This window comes from Bradyrhizobium mercantei (assembly GCF_001982635.1).
Lineage (GTDB): Bacteria > Pseudomonadota > Alphaproteobacteria > Rhizobiales > Xanthobacteraceae > Bradyrhizobium > Bradyrhizobium mercantei.
The window spans coordinates 446,924-469,385 of the sequence record NZ_MKFI01000006.1 but is presented as its reverse complement, the minus strand read 5'-3'; the positions used below and the strand labels follow the sequence as shown (position 1 = coordinate 469,385).

16 protein-coding genes and 1 tRNA gene are annotated in these 22,462 nt (G+C 65.1%); 9 read left to right on the top strand and 8 right to left on the bottom strand.

Annotated features, from left to right (window positions below; all coding sequences use genetic code 11):
• Positions 1–9 precede the first annotated feature (9 nt).
• Together BI327_RS28875 and BI327_RS28870 are read right to left on the bottom strand one after the other, a co-directional pair.
• Positions 10–2,349: a xanthine dehydrogenase family protein molybdopterin-binding subunit gene (locus tag BI327_RS28875; protein WP_076864654.1), complete on the bottom strand. Its 2,340-nt coding sequence runs from the start codon at positions 2,347–2,349 to the stop codon at positions 10–12.
• A gap of 90 nt (positions 2,350–2,439) precedes the next feature.
• Positions 2,440–2,925 carry a (2Fe-2S)-binding protein gene (locus tag BI327_RS28870; protein ID WP_076864653.1) on the bottom strand — a complete coding sequence of 162 codons (486 nt, stop codon included), beginning with the start codon at positions 2,923–2,925 and terminating at the stop codon, positions 2,440–2,442.
• 403 nt (positions 2,926–3,328) lie between these two features.
• Between BI327_RS28870 and BI327_RS28860 the strand changes: the two genes are divergently transcribed.
• The 4 genes from BI327_RS28860 (at position 3,329) to BI327_RS28845 (ending at position 7,823) form a co-directional block, all read left to right on the top strand.
• Entirely contained in the window at positions 3,329–5,044 is a 1,716-nt protein-coding gene (locus BI327_RS28860) for a PQQ-dependent methanol/ethanol family dehydrogenase (RefSeq protein ID WP_076864652.1), read from the top strand.
• A gap of 28 nt (positions 5,045–5,072) precedes the next feature.
• Positions 5,073–6,257 carry a c-type cytochrome gene (locus tag BI327_RS28855; protein ID WP_347337684.1) on the top strand — a complete coding sequence of 395 codons (1,185 nt, stop codon included), beginning with the start codon at positions 5,073–5,075 and terminating at the stop codon, positions 6,255–6,257.
• A gap of 24 nt (positions 6,258–6,281) precedes the next feature.
• Complete coding sequence (locus BI327_RS28850) at positions 6,282–6,962, top strand: response regulator (RefSeq protein ID WP_076864650.1); 681 nt, start codon at positions 6,282–6,284, stop codon at positions 6,960–6,962.
• 120 nt (positions 6,963–7,082) lie between these two features.
• The gene (locus BI327_RS28845; RefSeq protein ID WP_076864649.1) at positions 7,083–7,823 is read left to right on the top strand and encodes a LuxR C-terminal-related transcriptional regulator; all 741 of its coding nucleotides are present in this window, start codon (positions 7,083–7,085) and stop codon (positions 7,821–7,823) included.
• Here BI327_RS28845 and BI327_RS28840 read toward each other — a convergent pair.
• Both BI327_RS28840 and BI327_RS28835 read right to left on the bottom strand, forming a co-directional pair.
• Positions 7,818–9,191: an ATP-binding response regulator gene (locus BI327_RS28840; protein ID WP_076864648.1), complete on the bottom strand. Its 1,374-nt coding sequence runs from the start codon at positions 9,189–9,191 to the stop codon at positions 7,818–7,820. The genes BI327_RS28845 and BI327_RS28840 overlap by 6 nt on opposite strands.
• Positions 9,188–10,360: an FIST N-terminal domain-containing protein gene (locus tag BI327_RS28835; protein WP_076864647.1), complete on the bottom strand. Its 1,173-nt coding sequence runs from the start codon at positions 10,358–10,360 to the stop codon at positions 9,188–9,190. Before BI327_RS28835 ends, BI327_RS28840 begins: the two co-directional genes overlap by 4 nt.
• Positions 10,361–10,825: 465 nt before the next feature.
• Between BI327_RS28835 and BI327_RS28830 the strand changes: the two genes are divergently transcribed.
• The 5 genes from BI327_RS28830 (at position 10,826) to BI327_RS28810 (ending at position 17,757) form a co-directional block, all read left to right on the top strand.
• A complete protein-coding gene (locus BI327_RS28830; protein WP_076864646.1) occupies positions 10,826–12,859 on the top strand; it encodes a methyl-accepting chemotaxis protein in 2,034 nt (677 codons plus the stop codon).
• Between the two features lie 352 nt (positions 12,860–13,211).
• On the top strand, positions 13,212–14,654 hold the full coding sequence (locus BI327_RS28825; RefSeq protein WP_089025632.1) for an MFS transporter: 1,443 nt from the start codon (positions 13,212–13,214) through the stop codon (positions 14,652–14,654).
• A gap of 27 nt (positions 14,655–14,681) precedes the next feature.
• Positions 14,682–15,488 (top strand): trehalose-phosphatase, encoded by an 807-nt coding sequence (gene otsB, locus BI327_RS28820; RefSeq protein ID WP_089025631.1) that lies wholly within the window; start codon positions 14,682–14,684, stop codon positions 15,486–15,488.
• 214 nt (positions 15,489–15,702) lie between these two features.
• Positions 15,703–17,154, top strand: a complete 1,452-nt coding sequence (locus BI327_RS28815; RefSeq protein ID WP_076864643.1) for a trehalose-6-phosphate synthase — start codon at positions 15,703–15,705, stop codon at positions 17,152–17,154.
• Between the two features lie 513 nt (positions 17,155–17,667).
• Positions 17,668–17,757: transfer RNA gene (locus tag BI327_RS28810), tRNA-Ser, on the top strand.
• A gap of 178 nt (positions 17,758–17,935) precedes the next feature.
• Here BI327_RS28810 and BI327_RS28805 read toward each other — a convergent pair.
• The 4 genes from BI327_RS28805 to BI327_RS28790 all read right to left on the bottom strand — a co-directional run bounded on the left by BI327_RS28805 (position 17,936) and on the right by BI327_RS28790 (position 22,304).
• Positions 17,936–19,612, bottom strand: a complete 1,677-nt coding sequence (locus BI327_RS28805; protein ID WP_083742248.1) for an alkaline phosphatase family protein — start codon at positions 19,610–19,612, stop codon at positions 17,936–17,938.
• A gap of 238 nt (positions 19,613–19,850) precedes the next feature.
• Positions 19,851–20,693: an alpha/beta fold hydrolase gene (locus BI327_RS28800; protein ID WP_159450491.1), complete on the bottom strand. Its 843-nt coding sequence runs from the start codon at positions 20,691–20,693 to the stop codon at positions 19,851–19,853.
• Positions 20,683–21,081, bottom strand: a complete 399-nt coding sequence (locus BI327_RS28795) for a carboxymuconolactone decarboxylase family protein (RefSeq protein WP_206685368.1) — start codon at positions 21,079–21,081, stop codon at positions 20,683–20,685. Before BI327_RS28795 ends, BI327_RS28800 begins: the two co-directional genes overlap by 11 nt.
• An 80-nt stretch (positions 21,082–21,161) precedes the next feature.
• Positions 21,162–22,304 carry an FAD-dependent monooxygenase gene (locus tag BI327_RS28790; protein WP_076864640.1) on the bottom strand — a complete coding sequence of 381 codons (1,143 nt, stop codon included), beginning with the start codon at positions 22,302–22,304 and terminating at the stop codon, positions 21,162–21,164.
• Positions 22,305–22,462 lie beyond the last annotated feature (158 nt).

The following is a 22,462-nucleotide window of genomic DNA, read 5'->3' as shown; positions in this document are numbered from 1 at the left end:
CTTCCTCCCTCAACCGTGAATGGCGTGCCAGACGCGATCGGGCGTCGCAGGCATTTCCAGCTTGTTGTTGCCGATGGCGTCCGTGATCGCGTTGATCACGGCAGCAGAGGCGCCGATCGCGCCGGCCTCGCCGCAGCCCTTGACGCCGAGCGGGTTGCCCGGACACAGCGTCGTGGTGTGGGAGAGCTGGAACGACGGCAGGTCGTCGGCCCTTGGCATGGAGTAGTCCATGAAGGACGCGGTCACGAGCTGACCGGTGCCGTCATAGACCGCGCCTTCGAGCAGTGCCTGACCGATGCCCTGGGCGAGGCCGCCATGAACCTGGCCCTCGACAATCATCGGGTTGATCAGCCGACCGAAGTCGTCCGCCGCGACGAAGTTGACGAAGGAGGTCTTGCCGGTGCCGGGATCGACCTCGAGCTCGCAGATATAGGCGCCGGCCGGGAAGGTGAAGTTGGTCGGGTCGTAGAACGCCGTCTCCTTCAACCCGGGCTCCATGCCTTCAGGCAGGTTGTGCGCGGTGTAGGCGGCGAGCGCGACCATCGGCAGCGCGATCGACTTGTCGGTGCCGGTGACCTTGAACTCGCCGTTCTCGATCACGATGTCGCTCTCGGATGCCTCGAGCGCATGCGCCGCGATCTTCTTGGCCTTGGCCTCGACCTTCTCCATCGCCTTCACGATCGCCGTGCCGCCGACCGCGAGCGAACGCGAGCCGTAGGTGCCCATGCCGAACTGCACCTTGTCGGTATCGCCATGGACGATCGAGACCTGGCTGATCGGCACGCCGAGCCGCTCGGCGATGATCTGGCAGAACGTCGTTTCGTGGCCCTGGCCGTGGCTGTGCGAGCCGGTAAGCACCTCGATGGTGCCGACCGGGTTGACGCGGATCTCCGCTGACTCCCACAGGCCGACGCCGGCGCCGAGACTGCCGACCGCCTTCGACGGCGCGATGCCGCAGGCCTCGATGTAGCAGGAGAAGCCGATGCCGCGCAGCTTGCCGTCGGCTTTCGCCTTGGCCTTGCGAGCCGGGAAGCCGGCATAGTCGATCGCCTTCATCGCGGCGTCGATCGAGGCGTGGAAGTCACCGACGTCATACGCCATGATGACCGGCGTCTGATACGGGAACGCGGTGATGAAGTTCTTCTTGCGCAGCTCGGCCGGATCGACCTTCAACTGCCGCGCCGCCGACTCCATCATCCGCTCGACGAGGTAGCTTGCCTCCGGTCGGCCGGCGCCGCGATAGGCGTCGACCGGCGTGGTGTTGGTGTAGACGCCGATCACCTCGGCATAGATCGCCGGGATCACATACTGGCCCGACAGCAGCGTCGCATAGAGATAGGTCGGCACCGCCGAGGAGAACAGCGACATATAGGCGCCGAAATTGGCGTGGGTCTTCACCCGCAGGCCGAGGATCTTGTTGTCCTTGTCGAACGCCATCTCCGCCTTCGAGACATGGTCGCGGCCATGCGCGTCGGTCAGGAAGGCTTCCGTGCGGTCGCCGGTCCACTTCACCGGACGATTGACCTTCTTGGAGGCCCACAGCGCCACCATCTCTTCCGGATAGATGTAGATCTTGGAACCGAAGCCGCCGCCGACGTCGGGCGCGATCACGCGCAGCTTGTGCTCGGGCGCGATGTTGTAGAACGCCGACAGCACGAGGCGGGCGACGTGCGGGTTCTGCGACGTGGTGTAGAGCGTGTAGTGCTCTTCGGCCTGGTCGTAATGCGCGATCGCCGCGCGCGGCTCCATCGCATTCGGCACCAGGCGGTTGTTGGTGAGATCGAGCGTCACCACGTTGGCTGCCTTGCTGAACGCATCCTTGACCGCGGCTTCGTCGCCGATGTGCCAGTCATAGACGATATTGCCGGGGGCTTCGGGATGCAGCTGCGGCGCGCCCGGCTTGATCGCGGCCTTGATGTCGGCCGCCGCGGGGAGTTCTTCATAATCGACGACGACGGCTTCCGCCGCGTCCTTGGCCTGGTTCTTGGTCTCGGCGATCACGACCGCGACCGCCTGTCCGACGAAGCGCACGGTCTCCGGCGCCATCGCCGGCCACGCGCCCATTTTCATCGGCGAACCGTCCTTCGAGGTGATCGCCCAGCCGCAGATCAGATTGCCGACCTTGTCATCGACGATCTGCTGTCCGGTCAGCACCGCGATCACGCCGGGCATCTTCATGGCCTCGGCTGAATCGATGCCCTTGACCTTGGCATGTGCATGCGGGCTGCGGATGAAGTGAGCGTAGCTCATGCCGACCATTTTGACGTCGTCGACGTAACGTCCTTGTCCGGTGATGAACCGGCGATCTTCCTTGCGCACGACACGTGCGCCAATTCCTTCAACACCCATTGTCTAGTCCTCCCGACCGGAGATTCGATTTGCCGCCGTTTCCATCGAGATCGGCGGTGATGAGCTTGATCGTATGCGTTGCGTGGCGCGCTATTCGGCGGCCTGCGCGACCTTCATGCGGCCGGCGGCATCGAGCACCGCCTTGACGATGTTGTGGTAGCCGGTGCAGCGGCAGATGTTGCCTTCGAGCTCCTGGCGCACCGTTTCCTCGTCGAGCTTGCCGCCGTGACGATGCACGATATCGACCGCGGACATGATCATGCCGGGGGTGCAATAGCCGCACTGCAGGCCGTGATTGTCGCGGAACGCCGCCTGCATCGGGTGCAGTTCGTCGCCCTTGGCGAGGCCTTCGATCGTGGTGACGTTGGAGCCCGCGGCCTGGCCGGCCAGCATGGTGCAGGATTTGACCGCCCGTCCATCGACATGGACGACGCAGGCGCCGCACTGGCTGGTATCGCAGCCGACATGGGTGCCGGTGAGGTTCAGGTTTTCGCGCAACAGGTGCACGAGGAGGGTTCGGTCCTCAACGTCGACCGAGACCGCCTTGCCGTTTACCGTCAGTTTGACTGTAGACACGCGTTTCTCCCAATAGCTTCGTTATGGGCCCAGTAGACCACGCTTCATGGGGGTCGTAACCGCGATCAAAGTCGTAGTCGCGGCCCCGTCACGAAGGCGCCGGGCAGTGCCTGCGATCCTAGCAGGCAGCCGTTCAAGGGGCAATTTGCAAGCTGCTTTCGGCGCGCTCCGGCGCGATGAAATGACCCGGCGGCGCAAGCGATTTTCGGCAGTCGCATCGCGCTTGCGGCGCATCAAAACCGCCGCCGCGGACGCTACTACCTTCCGCCTATAACGACGCAAAAGCGTTGCTGTCATTTTCACCGCCGACGCAGCGACGAAGATCGCTGGTTCACGAAATTGGGTCGAGAGACGCGCGCGCGATGCATCCATCGCGGCAACGAAACCATATTGGAGGAAGCCAATGAAGCTGAGGAGCGGGATTTTCTTTGCCGGCGTGTCGCTGGTCGCCATCGTCATGGCAGGCATTGGTGCGTCGAAAGCCAATGACTCCGTCGCGAAGGCGGTGTCCGATCCGAACGGATGGGCGATCGCCGGCCACGATTACGGCAACACGCGCTTCAGCCCGTTGAAGCAGATCAATTCCGAGAACGCCGGCAAGCTGCAGCTGGTCTATTCGCTGTCGCTGGCCTCGCTGCGCTCCAACGAATCGTCGCCGGTCGTGATCGGCAAGAACCTCTATGTGTCGACGTCGTGGGGTCCGAAATACGTCTATGCGATCGATGCCGCGACCGGCGCGCGCAAATGGACGTGGCAGCCGGACATTCCGGATGACGTGCTTCAGTATGCCTGCTGCGACGTCAACAATCGCGGCGTATCCTATGCCGACGGCAAGATCTTCGTCGGCCGGCTCGACGGCAAGCTGACCGCGCTCGACGCCGAAACCGGCAAGGAGCTCTGGACCTCGACCGTCGTCGACTACAAGCAGGGCTCGGTCATCACCTCGCCGCCGCTCGTCGTTCGCGACAAGGTGATCACCGGCTTCGGCGGCGGCGAATACGGCGTCCGCGGCTCGTTGCAGGCGTTCTCGCTCAAGGACGGCAAGCTGCTGTGGCAGACCTACACGGTGCCGGCGCCGGGCGAGCCCGGCAGCGACACCTGGAAGGGCGACACCGGGCTGCATGGCGGCGGCGCCGCCTGGCTGGTCGGCTCCTACGATGCCAAGACCGACACGGTCTACTGGGGTACCAGCAATCCGGGACCGTGGAATACCGCGGTGCGCTCCACCGGCGACGGCAATTTCGGCAAGCTGACCAACCTCTACACCGCCTCGACGCTGGCGATCGATCCCAACACCGGCAAGATCAAGTGGCACATCCAGGGCACGCCGGCCGACGCCTGGGACTATGACGGCGTCAACGAACTGCTGCTCGCCGACCTCAAGATCAAGGGCGCCGAGACGCCGGTCCTGATGAAGGCGGACCGCAACGGCTTCTTCTTCGTGGCCAACCGCGAGACCGGCAAGCTGATCTCGGCCGAGAAATACGTCTTCGCCAACTGGGCCAAGAAGTGGGACATCAACACGATGCGGGCGGAAGAGGATCCGGACAAGCGTCCCGGCCCCGGCCACCCCGCCAAGGACATCTGCCCGAACCTGATCGGCGGCAAGAACTGGCAGCCGATGTCGTTCAACCCTGGGACCGGCCTCGTCTACATCCCGAGCAACAACGTCTGCATGGACTGGTCGGTCTCCGACGTGAACTACAAGCGCGGCGTGTTCTATCTCGGCGCCGAATTCCCGACCAAGCCGGGCCCCGGCGGTTTCCTCGGCGAGCTCGTGGCCTGGGATCCCGTGGCCAACAAGAAGGTGTGGAGCATCAAGGAAGACCTGCCCTTCAACGGCGGCACGCTGACCACCGGCGGCAATCTGGTGTTTTCAGGCAATCTGCATGGCGACTTCCGCGCCATCGACGCCAAGAACGGCAAGGTGCTGTGGAGCAAGAACCTCGGCAGCGGCATCGGCGCGGGTCCGGTGACCTATTCGGTCGACGGCAAGCAGTATGTCGCGATCGTGGTCGGACGTACCGCGGCGCTGCCGGCCTTCCTCGGTGACATCGGCAAGAAGATGGTTGCTGCGGCGCCCGAAGGCGGCTCGCTGTTCGTGTTCGCCCTGCAGTAACGATCCTCACGAGGAGGCAGCATTGTCCGTGTCCCGTATCAACTCGAATGAAGTGCCCAGCTCCGCGCGCCGCGTGGAGTTGGGAAAGGCGATCCGGACCGTGCTGCTCTCCGCCACGCTGCTCGCGCCGGCCGTCTCGGCCGGCGCGGACGACGCAAAACTGCCGCTGCGGCTCTGCGCCGATCCGACCAACCTGCCGTTCTCGAGCGACGAACCGGGCAAGCCCGGCCTCTATCTCGAGATCGGCCAGGCGGTGGCCGAGAAGCTCGGCCGCACCGTGAGCACCAATTGGTACAAATCCTATTTCGGTAAGCGCACCGTGCGGGAGACGCTGCTGAGCAAGCAGTGCGATGCCATGGTCGGCCTGCCCTTGATCGAGGATTTCATGGGGCCGGCGGTGATCTTCTCGAAGCCGATCGCCCATGAGGGTTACGCGCTGGTCGGCGCCAGGAATCGCAAGCTCGCCGGCATCGACGATCTCAGGGGATTGCGGGTTGCGGTGCAATATCAGTCGACGCCGCAGAACCTGCTGGCGATGCGTGACGATATCCAGAAGGTCACCGTGCTCAGCCCGGAGGAGGGCATGACGGCCCTCGAGCAGGGCAAGGTCGACATCGCGTTCATCTGGGCGCCGGTGGCGGGTTGGCTCAACAAGACCAGCTACGGCGACAAGTACCAGATCGTATCGACCGAGGGCGACGGCCTGCTCTGGGCGACCGCGATCGGCTTCGCCAAGGCGTCGAGCGCGCTGCGCGATGAGGTCGACGGCGTGCTGCCGTCGCTCGGGCCGGACATTGCCGCGCTGTTTGCCAAATACGGCGTGCCGAACGGCGCCCCGGTGAAATTCGGCCAGGCGACCATCTCGTCCGTCGGGGCAAGCGAACCGGTCACGGTCGGGCAGGCGGCCGCGGCCGACAAGCCGGTCCAGACCGCCGCCGCTACCACCGGGGATGCCAAGGCGGGGCGGGAAGTGTTCAACGGAACCTGCGCCCATTGCCACGGCCCGGACGCGGTGCAGGCCGAGCGAAAGATCGATCTCAGGCTGCTAAAGAAGCGCTATGCTGACGATATGGAATCGACTTTCTGGAAGACGGTCCATGACGGGCGGCCGGCCAAGGGCATGCCGGCCTGGAAGGACGTCTTCAGCGACGACGAGCTCAGAAACGTATATGCCTATCTGCAGAGCGTGCAGGACACCGGCGGGTCGAACTAGCCGAATAGCAGTGCGAGGGTCCTCATGATGGGGTTCCTGATCATCGACGATCACCCCCTGTTCGGGGAGGCGCTTGGCAACGCCATCCGCATCTCGCATCCCGACGCCCGGATCTATGAGGCGACCTCGATCAAGGGGGCGCTCGGCATCCTAGCCAGCGAACCGAACATCGATCTCGCGCTGCTCGACCTGCTGCTGCCCGACGTGGTCGGCTTCTCCGGCTTCCAGAAGATCCGGGATCGATATCCGCGGCTGCCGATCGCCATCGTCTCCAGTGAAGAGGACAAGCATACCATCCGCGAGGCACTGGAAATGGGCGCGGTCGGCTATCTGCCGAAATCGACCTCGCTCGGCGAGCTGTCGCAGGCGATCGCCCGGGTGCTGAGCGGATCGGTCTCGGCGCCGCGGGATTTCGTCGCGGCCGGCGCACTGGACCAGTCCGAGACCGCGCGGACGCTGCGCGAGCGGATCCAGAAGCTGACGCCGCAGCAGATTCGCGTGCTGCATCTGATCATCCGCGGCCTGCAGAACCGCGAGATCGCCTCCGAACTCAAGCTCGCGGAATCCACTGTGAAGGCGCATGTCACCGAGATCCTGCGCAAGCTGAAGCTGTTCAGCCGCAACAAGGCGATCATCGAGCTCGGCAAGATTCCGCTTCCGGTCCTCGAGACCAGCGCGGGCGCGAAGGTGGAAAAGGCGCCTTAAGGCTTGCCGCGCTGTGAGGCGAACGCATCCGGGATGCTACCTATAGGCTGCGGGTCAGCTTTGAGATAACGTCGTGCGCATCATGGCTGTCACGAGCATCCGAGGGAGGACGGCGCAGCATTGACCACGACCGCGCCCCCGGCGGACCAGCCGCCTCTCGATAGAGCGGGTACGCCTCGACTGCTGATCGTCGAGGATCACCCGCTATTCCGCGCCGCCCTGATCGGCGTGATCGGGGCCGAGTTTCCCGATGCCGAGGTGTTGCAGGCGACCTCGATCGACGGCGCGCTTGACGTGATCGCCTCCCGCGACGGGCTCGATCTGATCCTGCTCGATCTGTCGATGCCGGGAACCACGGGCCTGCTCGGTGCCTACCGGGTGCGCGCCGCCGCGCCGCGCAGTGCGCTGGTGATCGTGTCGGCACATGACGATTCCCGGATCGTCGGCGGCGCGATCTCGCTCGGCATCTCCGGCTATATCCCGAAGTCGACGCCGAAGGTCGAGCTGGCGCGGCTGCTCCGCGGCATCCTCGAAGGCGCGGTGTGCCTGCCGACGCGCTTCCGTGATACCGCCGCCGCACGGAAGGCGCAGGCCGAGACCAAGCAGCTGATTCAGCAGCTCGGCCAGTTCACCGCGCAGCAGCTTCGCGTGCTCGACATGATCTGCCACGGTTTGCAGAACAAGCACATCGCCTATGAGCTCGATATCTCGGTCACCACCGTGAAGGTGCATGTCTCGGAGATCCTGCGCAAGCTCGGCGTGCGCAGCCGGACCGAGGCCATCATCGCGCTGTCGAAGCTCGATTTCGGCAAGCAGGACCATGCGCCGGTGACGGCCTCGTCGCACAACGCTGAATCATAGCCGCGCGCCGGACTGCTCCGCCGCCAGCAGGAACGACAGCAGCGAGCGCATCTCGGCCGGCTTGATCGGCTTCTTCAGCAGTTCATGGCCGAACGCCGAGACGTCGGAGGCGGCCTTGGCCGAGTAGTCGGCGGTCACGATGATCGCCGGGACCTTGGCGTTGATCTCGCCGCGGATCACGTCGACGGCCTGGATGCCGGTCTCGCCATTGTCGAGATGCAGGTCGGCGATGATGGCGTCGGGAATGCCGTCCAGCGCATGGATGCGCTCGAGCGCCTCGGTCTTGGAGATCGTCACCGCGACGTCGCAGCCCCATTTCTCCAGCAGATGGGCGAGCCCCTCGGCGCTCGACAGATCGTTCTCGATCAGCAGGATCTTGGCGCCCTCCATGCCGCCATAGCGATAGTCGACGCTGGCCTGCTCGCGCACCGGGATCGCGACCGGATCGAGCGTGCGCGGCACGGTGACCGAGAACACCGAGCCCTTGCCGGCGTGGGAATTCAGCCTGATGTCATGGCCGAGCAAATCGGCAAACCGGCGCACGATGGAAAGGCCGAGCCCGATGCCGGCCTTGTCGCCGGCGCTGGTCTCGCCGCGCTGGAATTCGACGAAGATCGCCTCGCGCTGCGCTTCAGGGATGCCCGGCCCGGTGTCGTGCACCTCGATGCAGACGTCGTCGCCCCTGAGGCGGCAGCCCATCAGCACGCTGCCGCGCTGGGTGTAGCGCAGTGCATTGGCCACGAGGTTCTGCAGGATCCGGCGCAGCATCAGCGGATCGGAGCGTACCACCGCGGACGAGGGCATGATCCGGAAGCCGAGATTGCGCTTGGCGGCGGTCGCGACAAATTCCTGCTCCAGCGCCTCGAACAGCGCGGCGATCGCGACCGGACCGAACTCGGGCCGCAGCACGCCGGCATCGAGCTTCGAGATGTCGAGCAGCGTGCGCAGCATGTCTTCCAGCGTCGCCAGCGAGCGGTCGATCTGATCGGTCAGCGCGACGCTCTTGGGCTCGGCGGCCATTTCGGCCAGTGCGGACAGCGTCAATCGTGCCGCATTCAGCGGCTGCAGCAGGTCGTGGGTCACCGAAACCAGCACCGATGATTTCAGCGAGCTTGCCGCCTCGGCCTGCTGCTTGGCCTGCAGCAGGCGCCCGTTGGTCTTCTCCAGCGATTGCAGCGCCTGCTTGAGCTGCTGGGTGCGGTCGCGCACCTGCTGGTCCAGCGCGATGGCGGTCTCGAACAGCGAAAAGGCGTTGAGCTGCTGGTCGGTCGACCGTTCGACGCGCGACATCAGCGCGGCGTTGATCTTGCGCAGCTTCTCGGCTTCGCGTTCGAGGGCTGCAATGCGCGTGGTCTTGCTGTCGGTCATTGCGGCGCGATCGCCCGCTTGCCGATGGCGATGCCGGTCAGCGTCTGGTTGACATGCATCGAGCGATACTGCTCGCCATAGGTCTGAAAGCCAATCACTTTGTTGCGGCGGTAGAGCTCCGACATCTCGCGCGACAGCTGGCGCTGCTCGACATCGAGCCGGCGCAGCACGCATTCGAAGCCGATGAACATCGAGACCTCGCCGAGATCCTCGGTCAGCTCCTTGAGCAGGCGGCTGGTCACGTCGATCGGATCGCGCTCGCGCGCCACCGTCAGCACCATGCCCTCGTCGATGGCGCAGAAGAATTGCAGCGATCCGTCCGGATTGGTGCGCTGGATCGACCGCGCGTAATAGGCGCCGCCGACCCGGACCAGCACCGGATGCGCGGCAAAGGAGAACAGTTCGAGCTTGCTGTCGCTGAGACCGACGGCGCGGGAATATTCCAGCGCCGCCGGCTCGGCATTCAGTTCCTTGACGATGCGGTGCTCGGTGTCGGCCTCGGTCACCACCATCTTGGTCGAGGTCGGCTCGAAATGGTCGCACTTGAAGGTGCGGAACGGCAGCCGGGTCCGGATCAGGATCAGCACGGCGGCATCGCTATGGGCCTTGCCGTCATGGAAGACCCAGGACTTCTCGAACCGCAACCCGTCGCCGGCGGAGCCGCCGACCACCGGGATGTCGCCGAGCGAGGCGTAGATCGCCGACATGATGGTCTCCTCACGCTGGCACATGCCGTCGATGAAGAGCAGCCCGAAGGACTCGTCGGTGTGGTCGCAATGCTCGGTGCGTTGCGCGAATTCGTGCTGCAACTCGGTGCAGATCGAGCGGCCGTGGTCGACCCGGAATGTCGAGACGTCGAACAGCGGCCGCGCCGCGATGACGAAATCGGCCGCGACAAATCCCATCGCGACCACGCTGTCCTCGTCCCAGCCGGCCGGCGACAATTCGCCGGCCGTGGTGCAGCCGAAGATCGCAACGTCGGGCATCCGCCTCGACAGTTCGGCAATGAACGCTTGCGGATCGTAGAACGGCGACACGAACACCACGAGCATGGCGAGCTCGGTCGCCGCCAATTGGCGCGCGATCTCGTCGGCCGCCTCCCGCGGCCCGTCGGTCTTTGCCTGCACCACGACAATGCTGTCGGTGGCGCTGCCGTTCTGCTTCGCCAAAGGCGTCCTCCCTGACCAGAATTTTTTGCTCTTCTTGGCGCGGCCGGTCGCGACAGCGCGGGTCTCAAGGGCATACGGGGCCTGCCGCGATCGGTTGCGGCCGGGCCCGTCTTTATATTCTAGGTCGTGAGGGGGAATGTCATGGGCCGGCCGACATCGCCGGCAGCCAGGCTCGCCGCGAGCGCCAACGGCGCCGATCGACGCGATGACATGGGACACCTCCCGATGTGTTCTCCCGGCCCGGGCAGGGACAGGCTTGATCGGTTCTAAACTATCGGGCCGGACCCGCGCGTCAATCACCTTGCCCACCCCCTTGGGCCGACCAAGGTAGTACCGGGGCCGAACCGGCGCGGCTGCTGCACATTTACCGGGCCTTATTGATTCTGCCTTAATTTTGCCCGCCGGGGACTGGGGCGGGTTGCCGCCGGACCCCGCGTGGTTTTCAGAATGAAGACGGGGGTTGGAATGCCGGGACTGAAGCGATCGTCGTCGATCAGGCTCCCCACCCTCAGATTCCGCGCCAAGATCATGCTCGGCTTTGCCGTCACGCTGGCGCTGTCGGCAGCCACCATGGGCTTTGCCTATATGGGCTTCGAGCGGGTCTCCACCGGCGTCGGCTCCTATCGCCAGAGCGTCGCGGAAGCCGATCTCGCCCGCAACATCGATCGCGAACTGATCTCCTACCGCTCGCTGGCGCGCTATTACGTCGCGACCGGCAAGGAGGACGATGCCAAGGCCGCGCTCGCCGCCGAGGCCAGCCTGAAGGACGCCATCACGGCGTCGATGAAGGGCACCACCAATCCGGCCCGGCTCAATCAGATCACCAAGCTCGAGCGCGAATTCCGCGCCTTCACCAAGATCTTTGCCGAGATTGTCAGGCTCAAGAACGACAGCGCCCAGACTGCGCAGAACCAGCTCGTCCGCAGCGCAACCTCGATGCGCTACAAGCTGGACGACCTGCCGAGCAACGCCGATGACACCGAGCTGGAGTCGATCCAGTTCGGCGCCAAGAAGCTGGCGGACCAGCTCCAGTCGATCACCGGGGCCGTCACCACCTTCGTCGTCAATGGCGACAAGACGGTCGCCGCCAGCGCGCTGGCCCGGCTCAAATTCGCCGAGAATCTGCTGAAGGCGATCACGTCGAAGAACGATCGGATCGTTCAAGGTGTGAAGGACATCAATGCGCTGCTGTCCGAATACCGCGCAGCGCTTGCCAAGCTGATCGAGAATGCGAAGGCGATCGACGAATTGACCGTCGAGATGACGGAATCCGCCGCTGCCATCAGCCAGGGCGCGGCGGCCATGAAGTCCGATCTGCTCGCCGACCAGAAGCGGCTTGAAGAAGAATCGCACACCATGATCGGCGACACCGAGCAGCTGATCCTGATGCTCGCCGCCGGCAGTTTCGTGCTCGGTCTGGTCTGGGCGTTCCTGCTCGGCAAGGGCATTTCGCGGCCGATCGCGGCGATGTGCGCGGCGATGCGCGAGCTCGCCGCGGGCAATTTCGACGTCGTGCTGCCGGGCCTCGGCCGTCGCGACGAGCTCGGCGAGATGGCCGGCGCCGTGGAAGAGTTCAAGGTCCAGGCAGTCGCCAAGGCCGAGCGCGATGCCGCGACCCAGGAAGCGCAGAACAAGGCGAGCGCGACCGCGCGGCGCGCCGAGCTCATTCGTTTTGCCGACGAGTTCGAATCCGCGGTCGGCTCGATTGTCTCCAACGTGTCGGCGTCGGCCGTGCAGCTCGAATCCGCGGCCGGCACGCTGACCCGGACCGCAGAGACCACGCAGAACCTGTCGAGCCAGGTTGCCGGCGCCTCAGAAGAGGCCTCCAGCAACATGCAGTCGGTCGCTTCCGCGACCGAGGAATTGTCCGCGTCCGTCGACGAGATCGGCCGTCGCGCCAAGGAATCCAGCCAGATCGCCGATTCCGCCGTACGCCAGGCCGAGCAGACCGATGCGCGGATCGGCAAGCTCTCGCGCGCCGCGCAGGAGATCGGCGACGTCGTCAAGCTGATCACTGCGATCGCCGAGCAGACCAATCTTTTGGCGCTGAACGCCACCATCGAGGCCGCGCGTGCCGGTGATGCCGGCCGCGGCTTTGCGGTGGTCGCCGCCGAGGTGAAGTCGCTGGCAAGCCAGACCGCCAAGGCCACCGACGAGATCTCCACCCACATCTCGGGCATGCAGGCCGCAACGCAGGAATCGGTCGCCGCGATCAAGGAGATCGGCGGCACGATCGGCCAGATCTCCGGCATCGCGACCAATATCGCGAGCTCGGTCGAGCAGCAGAGCGCGGCGACGCAGGAGATTGCCCGCAGCGTGCAGAACGTCGCGCAGGGCACCCAGGAAGCCGCCTCCAGCGTCACGCAGGTCAACCGCGGCGCGACCGAGACGGGCGCTGCTTCCGAAGAGGTGCTGAACTCGGCCCGCTCGCTGTCGGTCGAGAGCTCGCGGCTGCGCGAGGAGCTCGACCGCTTCATGGCGAACATCCGCGCGGCGTAACGAACGCGTCGGTCTATCCATCGTCGTCCCGGCGCAGGCCGGGACCCATAGCCACCGCTGTTCGTCGGTGTAGGGACAACGCGCCGCGTGCCCTTTTCCGATGGCCGCGGCGTATGGGTCCTGGCTTTCGCCAGGACGACGACGGAGCCCAGAGCGCCGTGATCGCGATTCCCATGCCGCATTGCGGGAACCCCTGCTAGCCTGCGGCGTTGATGTCCCGTGGCGGGCACACAGTTTGCCGCAATCCTGGGAAAGAGAACCTTGGAACCCAACGTTCCGAGGCTTTTCTCATTGGTCCATTCTGATGACGCTGCAGCGGACACAGTTGAACTCTGCGACCACGCACGAGGACATGGCTCCAGCCATGCCGGGTGACGACCGCATCATCGAGACCTCGATCCCGCTCCGGCTCGACAACCTCGGCTGGAGCGGCTTTCACACCCGCGTCGTGCTGGCGCTCGGCATCACCTGGATCCTCGACGGGCTCGAAGTGACGCTCGCCGGCGCGTTGTCGGGCGCGCTGAAGGAGAGCCCGACGATGAGCTTCTCCAATGCCGATGTCGGGCTTGCCAGCAGCGCCTATCTCGCCGGCGCCGTGCTCGGCGCGCTCGGCTTCGGCTGGCTCACCGACCGGATCGGACGCAAGAAGCTGTTCTTCATCACGCTCGCGGTTTATCTGTCGGCGACGGCCGCGACCGCGCTGTCGTGGAATGTCGCGAGCTATGCGCTGTTTCGCTTCCTCACCGGCGCCGGCATCGGCGGCGAATACACCGCGATCAATTCGACCATCCAGGAGCTGGTGCCGGCGCGCTATCGCGGCTGGACCGATCTCGTCATCAACGGCAGCTTCTGGATTGGTGCTGCGATCGGCGCGCTGAGCGCGATCATCCTGCTCGATCCCGCGTTCCTTGCGCCGGACCATGGCTGGCGGATCGCTTATTTCACCGGCGCGGTGCTCGGCCTTGTCGTGCTCCTGATGCGGATGTGGATTCCGGAAAGTCCGCGCTGGCTGATGATCCACGGCCGCCCGGACGAGGCGCACAAGATCGTCGCCGGTATCGAGACCTCCGTGCTCGGCCGCGAACAGGCGAGCGAGGATTTCGACAAGATCAGGCTGCGGATGCGCGATCACACGCCGCTGCGCGAGGTCGCGGTGACGCTGTTCTCCACCTACCGGCAGCGTTCGCTGGTCGGGCTGACGCTGATGGCGGCGCAGGCCTTCTTCTACAATGCGATCTTCTTCACCTTCGCGCTGATCCTGACCGATTTCTTCGGCATCGCCGCCAGCAATGTCGGCTGGTACATCCTGCCCTTTGCCGCCGGCAACTTCCTCGGGCCGCTGCTGCTCGGCCGCCTGTTCGATACGCTGGGCCGCCGCACCATGATCGCGCTGACCTACGGCGTGTCGGGTGTGCTGCTGGCGCTGTCCGGCTATCTGTTCTCGATCGGCGTGCTCAGTGCGCAGACCCAGACCATTGCCTGGATGGTGATCTTCTTCTTCGCCTCGCCCGCGGCGAGCGCCGCCTATCTCACCGTCAGCGAGACCTTTCCGCTGGAGGTCCGCGCGCTCGCGATCGCGGTGTTCTACGCCGTTGGCACCGGCATCGGCGGCGTGATCGGACCGGCGCTGTTCGGCGTGTTGATCGACACCGGATCACGCAACAGCGTCTTCGCCGGCTACCTGTTGGGGTCGGCACTCATGTTGGTCGCCGCAGCCGTCGCATGGCGCTATGCCGTCGCGGCCGAGCGAAAATCGCTCGAATCCGTCGCGCGACCATTGGCATTTGTGGAGTAGACTATGACGAAGCATGATGTGGCCGAAATGCCCCTGGATGATGACATCGCACCTGACGCCAGGATTGACAGCGTGCCGGCGCCGGCATCGCTGATTCCGCCGCTCGAGCGCACCGCCGTGCTGCTCGATATCGACGGCACGTTGCTGGATTTCGCGCCGACCCCGCGCGAGGTCTGGGTGCCGCCGGAATTGGCGACGACGCTGAAGCAATTGCATGAGCGCACCGGCGGCGCGCTGGCGCTGGTCTCTGGCCGCTCGCTCAACGACATCGATCTGATCTTCGCGCCGGAGATGTTTCCCGCGATCGGCGGCCATGGCGCCGAGATGCGGTTGCAGCCGGACAGCGAGGCGGTCGCCGCGCATGCGCCGCCGCTCGACAAGGAATTGAAGCGCCGGCTCGCCGCGATCGCAAAGCTCAGCCCCGGTATTCTGCTCGAGGACAAGGGCTATTCGCTGGCGCTGCACTATCGGCTGGCGCCGGCCGCAGAGAAGGCGATCTATGAAGCGGTGTCGCTGATCCGCGCCGAGCTGCCGAATGCGCCGATCGAGGTGCTGCCGGGCAAGAGCGTCTGCGAGATCAAGCATTCCGGCTTCACCAAGGCGACGGGTGTGCTCGAGCTGATGACACATGATCCGTTCAGAGGACGCCGCCCGTTCTTCATCGGCGACGACGTCACCGACGAGACGGTGTTCGCGATCATGCCCGATTTCGACGGTCTCGCATTCTCGGTCGGTCGTCGCGCGACCGGCGTCGCCGGACATTTCGGCGGACCGAGCGATGTACGCGAATTCCTCGCGCGTCTGCTCGATGATAGGGACGCGAATCTGTCCTAACCAAATCACGTCGCTATGCACGTCGCGCGTCGTATCAAGGAATGCGGTTGTTTTGCGTCGTCGCATGCAGCTCGCGTGCATTTTTCTTTTCGCGAGTTCCCGCGAGTTCCGTGCGCGTTTGTCAGAATTTGGTTTCAATTGGGAGATTGTTTGATCCGGAACCATCTTGATGAATGGTTGTTAATACGCGAGTTGACCAACAGGAGGGGACCTGGTGAACCTCGTCGTCGTATCGAACCGCGTTTCGCGCGGAAAACCCAATGAACCCATGACGGGGGGGCTGGCAGCGGCATTATTGCCGGTAGTGGAAAAGACAGGGGCAATATGGGTTGGTTCCAGCGGACGTGTCCGCGACGGGAACACAAAGGAACCTTTCGCAGAAGTCGAAGCTCTCGGTGCGGGCGCGCTGGCGATGCTCGATCTGCCGGCCGCGCATTACGGCGGATATTACGAGGGCTTTGCCAATTCGGCGCTGTGGCCCGCGATGCATTCGCGCGCCGATCTGATTCGTGCGTCGCATGAGGACTACACCAGCTATCGCGAAGTGAACGCGTTCATGGCACGGGCGCTGCTGCGCTTCCGCAAGCCAGATTCCGTGTTCTGGATCCAGGATTACCATTTCCTCGCGCTCGGCGCCGAGCTGCGCGACCTCGGCGTCACGCAGCCGATCGGCTTCTTCCTGCACACGCCGTGGCCGGCGCGCGCGGTGATCGCGGGCGTGCCCAATCATCGCGAACTGATCGAGGCGATGCTGTCCTACGATCTGATCGGCTTCCAGACCGACGAGGACTGCGAGAACTTCCTGAGCTACGTGCAGAACGACCTCGCATTCCAGGTGCGTGACGGCGTGATCAATTCGCCGTTCGGCCGGACCCGCGCCGCGGTGTTCCCGATCGGCATCGATCCCGGCAAGTTCGCGCAGCAGGCGACCAAGGCGATGACGCATCCCGACGTGACGCGGCTGCGGCGCAGCCTCAACGGCGAGAAGCTCGCGATCGGCGTCGACCGGCTCGACTATTCCAAGGGGCTGGTCAACCGCATCAAGGCGTTCGACAAGATGTGGACGCTGCACCCGGCGCTGAAACGCTCGGTGTCGCTGCTGCAGATCGCGACGCCCTCGCGTGGCGCGATCGAGGCCTATGGCAATCTCGCGAGCGAGGTGGCGAAGCTCGTCACCGACGTCAACGGCGTGCATGGCGAGGTGGACTGGACCCCGATCCGCTACCTCAACAAGGGCTTTGGCCAGGGCGTGCTCGCCGGCCTCTATCGCACCGCGCAGGTCGGCGTGGTGACGCCGCTGCAGGACGGCATGAACCTCGTCGCCAAGGAATATGTCGCCGCCCAGAACCCGGCCGACCCCGGCGTGCTGGTGCTGTCGAAGTTCGCCGGTGCGGCGAACGAGCTCGACGCCGCGCTCTTGGTCAATCCGCACGATATCGACGGCATGGCGCGCACCTTGGCGACGGCGCTCGCGATGCCGCTGACCGAGCGGCGGATGCGCTGGGAAGCGATGATGGACAAGCTCAACAGCGGCACCATCCAGCAATGGTTCGCCGACTTCATCGAGGCGCTGCAGGATACGCACAATGCGGCCACCGCGGCGCTGCCGGAGCCACCGACCCTGTGGCCGCGCCGCACGGCGGATTTTGCCGCGCGATATCACTGAGCGAACATAGAGCTTGCGGGATGGGCGCGTCATGTCGCCCATCCCGTGCTCTGTCGTCCCTGCGAGAGCAGGGACCCATAACCACAGGGCGTTGTCGTTGCGAGGGCTGTGGCTCCAGCGGCATGAATCAATTCGCACTCGCGGTTATGGGGCCGGCTCAAGGCCGGGACGACAGCGAGAATGCGGAGCCGCCTGCGGGTCACATCCGTATTCTCGCGACATGATCTGTCCGAGCCTTGCTTCTCATTCCGCCTCTCCCGAAGCAGAGGGCGCAGGGAGGGCCGGGTGCCGATCGCACCCATGACGAAGGCAATGGATCGGCTGCATACATTGATTTGCGCCGGTCGCCGACCCGCCACCGGCAAAAAATCGCGCGCGGTGACCCACAGCGGCGCCGCGCACGGCCTCCACGGCCGCCAATTTACCCAATATTTTCAATCAATTGGGGAAATTTCGCACTCCGGCGCCGCGCCCCTTGCAAAATCCGGCTCAGCCCTTCAAGAGAGGCCTCCCGGAGAGATGGCCGAGTGGCTTAAGGCGCACGCTTGGAAAGCGTGTGTGCGGGAAACCGTACCGTGGGTTCGAATCCCACTCTCTCCGCCATCCCAGCGCTTTCTCGTTTGTCGGCTGCAGCCTTCTTCGTGGCGCGCTGGTCGCGTGCGCGCACATCAACGGCAAAGCAGCATCGGCGCCCGTGCTCGGGGCGCCGATGGGGTGGCCGTTCGGCCGGTCCGGTCAGGCTGTGCCGGTGCACGCCGTCCGGTGTGCTGCGCCGCGGGAGTCAGAACCGCTCTGCGCCTTCATTGAGCTTCAGCACCTCGACACCCTCTTCACGAACCGCCTGGAGACTGCGCGGATCGAGGTCGAGCGCGCGGAGGATGGTCGGCGCGATCTGGGTGGTGAAGGTCTCGTCCTCGACGACCTGCGCATGCTTGATGCGCGGCGAGGAGAGCAGCAGCAGGACGTTGCGATCGTCCTTGGAGAAGCCGCCATGCTCGGCGAGCTTGCTGCCGCCGGTGCAGATCACGCCATGATCGGTGATGGCGATGAAGTCCGGCACCCGGCTGTTGTGGAACGGATCCTCGTAGAGCTTGGTCAGCTCGTCGCGGTCGAGCAGCTTCTGGATATGCAGATCGGCAGCGTGCGCCAGGATGTAGGCCTTGGCATCGGCATAATAGGGATTGCCGGTCGCCGGGTTGGTCGCCTGCTGCAATTCCGGCGACAGCCAGACCAGCGCCTCGTCATCGCAGATCTCGAAGCCGTTGGCACCGAAACCCGGCGCCTTGCTGTACAGCGCATCCGAGATCGCGACGCGATCCCCGAGGTTGATCGGCGACTGGCCATGCTTGGCGCTGACGATGATCAGCGTCGAGTCGTAGAGGTTCTGCGCCTTGAGCTCGTTGACGAACTTGCCGAGCGCGTCGTCTACGAACTGGAATTGCAGCGTGAGCGCATTGCCGGGCGTCGCCTTGGCGTCGGCATAGCCGCCGACCAGCGATTTGTCGCTATCGGCATTGCCGGCCTTGGCGAGCTTCTGGCCGACGCTGACCGCCTGGAAGTTCATGCCGAAGATCGCCGGCACGGGCTGACGCTGGCTGCGCGTGCCGTTGTAGCCGTCGATCCAGTTCAGCACCGCCTTCACTTTCAGCGAGTCGTATGAGCGGACGCCGGTATAGCTCGTGGTGTAGTCGTCGCCGGGCTTCGCGCCGGCATCGATCGTGTCCTGCGAATTGATCTCCGGCGCGAACAGCTCGTCGAGGCCGTTGCCCGACGGGCCCGCCAGATCCTCGTAGGCGGGATGCTTGTCGGACCAGGCCGTGCGCATTCCGGCCTGCTTGATGACCTCGAAGATCGTGTTGGTGCGCACGTAGTCGTGCGGATAGACCGGGACGCACTGGCCGTTCACCAGCTTGCGCTGCATGTGATCGGGATCGAGCTGGGTGTAGACCTGCCCGAGCGTGCCGCCGGCGGTGTAATCGGCGACCAGTCCGCTCGAGTAATTGTAGCTCTTGTCGAGCGCTTCGAAGTTGGTGAGCTCGGTGCCCGCCGGGCTTACGCAACCGGGGTCGTTGAGACCCTGGCTGGTGTAGAAGGCCTTGGCCGGATATTCGGTGCGATCGTAGCTGTCGTCATAGAACAGACCGCCGCCCTTCGGCGTGGCGCCGGTGACCTGCGCGAGCATGCCCGGATAGCTGTCGGATGGCGCGGTGGTATAGGCGTTCGGATAAACCACGCCCTTGCCGGTGAGCTGGGCGAAGTTGCCGCCGGGGCGGCTCTCGACCCAGCGCTTCAGATCGACGGCGTGCATGCCGTCGACGCTGATCAGCAGAACATGCTTGTAGCCATGGCGCTGCGAATGCCCGTTGTCGTCATCCGCGTGCGCGGCTGCGACGCCGCAAGCCAGCATGGCTGCCGCGATCGCGGCAGTCGACAGGAAATAGTCACGAAATCCACTCATGGGTTCGCCCCTCTCTATGTCCGGTAAGGATTTGGAATCGCCTGCGCTGGCCGCGACAACTTGTCGCGGTCAGTTGACGGAGGGATGACGCTTTGTTGCGGGTTCGATGACTGTGGTGCGACTGACGATGTGGGGCGGTGCACATCGCGACAGGGCGGCGTCGTGCGATCGCATCTAATTGCGTGTGATCGTGCAGTTCACCGCCGCCAAGTTGCGCTTGGCGGCGGAATGACAAGCGTCACGCGAGGTCGCACAGGTGCCGCTCGATCTCGGCGTCGACCTCGTCGGGATGATCGACCTGGGGCAGATGCCCGGCATCGGGAATGATTGCCAGTCGACAGTCGAGCATGGCCGCGAGCTCGGTCATCGGCTGCACCAGCAGCTGGTCGTTTGCGCCGACGATCATGGTCAGCGGCACTTGCAGCTGCGTCACGCCATCGAGATAGGCGAGGCCCTGGATCGCGCGCGCCGAGCCGATGAAGCCTTCGGGATCGGTCTCGTTGATGCAATCGAGCAGCGCCGCGTTGATTGCAGGCTGCGCTGCGAGGAAGGCGGGCCCGAGCCAGCGTTCGGCGGTCGGTGCTGCCAGCGGCGCGATGCCGCGCTCACGCACCAGCGCGATGCGGTCGTCCCAGGCAGCGGCGAAGGGCGGTGGCGCGTCGGCCCTTGCGGCGATCACGCCGAGGCTGAGCAGGCGGTCGGGATGGCGCACGCCGAGGCCGAACGCCGTCATGCCGCCCTGGGAGACGCCGATCACGTGCGAGCGCGCGATCCCGAAATGATCGAGCACGGCGATCGCGTCCGCCACCAGATCGTCCATCGTGTAGGGACCGCGCGGCGCCGCGGATTGTCCGTGGCCCCGGCTGTCGAGCGCGAGCACGCGATAGCCGCGCGCGGCAAGCGCGAGGGCCTCGCGATGCCAGATCGCGCTGCTGGTCAGGATCGAATGGCAGAGCAGCACGGGCACGCCATGCTCGGGGCCGCCGATGCGGACGCTGAGCCGCGCGGCCTTGCCCGGCACATCGTGCCGGAGAAAGCCCTGCCATGCGGCGGTTGCGATCGGAGCCACCTCAGTCGACAAGGCCCATCTCCGCGAACACGTCCTTGGCGATGCGGAAGCTGTCGAGGCCCGCGGGCATGCCGCAATAGACCGCGATCTGCAAAAACACCTCGCGCAGTTCGGACTTGCTCAGGCCGTTGTTGAGCGCGCCGCGGATGTGCACCTTGAGCTCGTGCGGCCTGTTCAGCGCCGCGATCATGCCGAGGTTGAGCAGGCTGCGGCTGCGCTTGTCGAGGTCCGGGCGATTCCAGATCTCGTCCCAGCAATACTCGGTCGCGAGCTTCTGGATCGGCCAGTTGAAATCGTCGGCCGCCTTCAGCGATCGCTCGACATAGGCGTCGCCGAGCACGGTACGGCGGGTTTGCAGGCCGCGTTCGAACTTCTCGCCGCGGGGATTTGCGTCGGTCATCGTCTTCTCCATTTCAATAGTGCTTCTTGTTTGAGCATGGCCTTTTCGGAAAACCGCTTCACACTTTTCCGGGTCATGCTCTAGGCCAGCGCCGGCTCGGCGAGCGGCGTGGTCCAGGCGTCGTAGCCGTAGACCCAGTCCGGATCGGTCGGGTTCTTGAGCCAGGTGTTGGTCCGCGAGCTTGCCTGCACGCGCGAGGTCCTGGGCTTGCGCGTCGCCTCGAAGCGGCGGAAGGCCTCAGCGACGCCGTCGCGATCGATATCCTTCAGGCACCGCGACAGCACCGCCGCATCCTCGATCGCCATCGCCGCGCCCTGCGCCATGTAAGGCGTCATCGGATGACAGGCGTCGCCGAGCAGCGTGATGTTGCCGTCGCTCCAGCGCGGCAGCGGATCGCGGTCGACCAGTGCCCATTTGTGCACCGACGGACAGGCCTCGAGCACCTTGCAGACCTGCGGATGGAAGCCCTCGAACGCCTTGCGCAACTCACGCACGTCGCCGGTCGCCGACCAGGATTCCACGGTGAAGCCGGGCTCCGGCTGGCTGGTGACGAAGTAGACTTCGCTGCGGTCGGGCTTGACGTAATAGATGACGATGTGGCGATCCGGTCCCCACCATTTGGTGCAGTCGTCGATCGGGTAGCCGTTGAGCAGCGAAGCCGGGAACACGGTGCGATAAGCGATGCGGCCGGTGAAGTTCGGCTCGTCGCGGCCGAACAGCCGCTCCTTGACGAAGGAATGCACGCCGTCGGCGGCCACCACCGCGTCGACCGTCGTGCTGTGTCCGTTGGCGAAGCTCAGCGTCACCGCGCGGTCCGCGCGCTGCTCGATCGCGGTCAGCTTGTGATCGAGGCGGATGAGGTTATCAGGCACGGCGCTGGCGAGCGCCGCATGCAGGTCGCCGCGATGTCCCAGCAGGTAAGGCGCGCCATAGCGCTCCTCGGCGGACGGGCCGAACACCATGTCGAAGCGCACCTCGCCGGTGTCGTATTCCTTGTTGTTCCAGGACCGCGGATAGAAGGCCTCGCGGCGCAGCACCGGCTCGAGATCCCACGCCCGCATCACCTTCATGGCGTTGCAGCCGATCTGGATGCCGGCACCGAGCCGCGTGAAGCGCTGGGCCTGTTCGTACACCGTTACATCGATCCCTGCGCGGCTCAGCGCCGCGGCGGAGGCCAGCCCGCCCATGCCGGCGCCGATCACCGCCACCGAAAGTCTGCTCATTGTCGTTCCTCACAGCTTGCGCCGGTTGACGGACCGGCTCCTGTGCCTTTGTCGGTCAAAGCGGGAAGCGCCCGCAAACGAGTAATGCTGACGGAGCGTGAGGTGGGCTCACGCGGCTGGCCCACACCTGCGATGCCGCCGCTTCGTCGCTGCTGCGC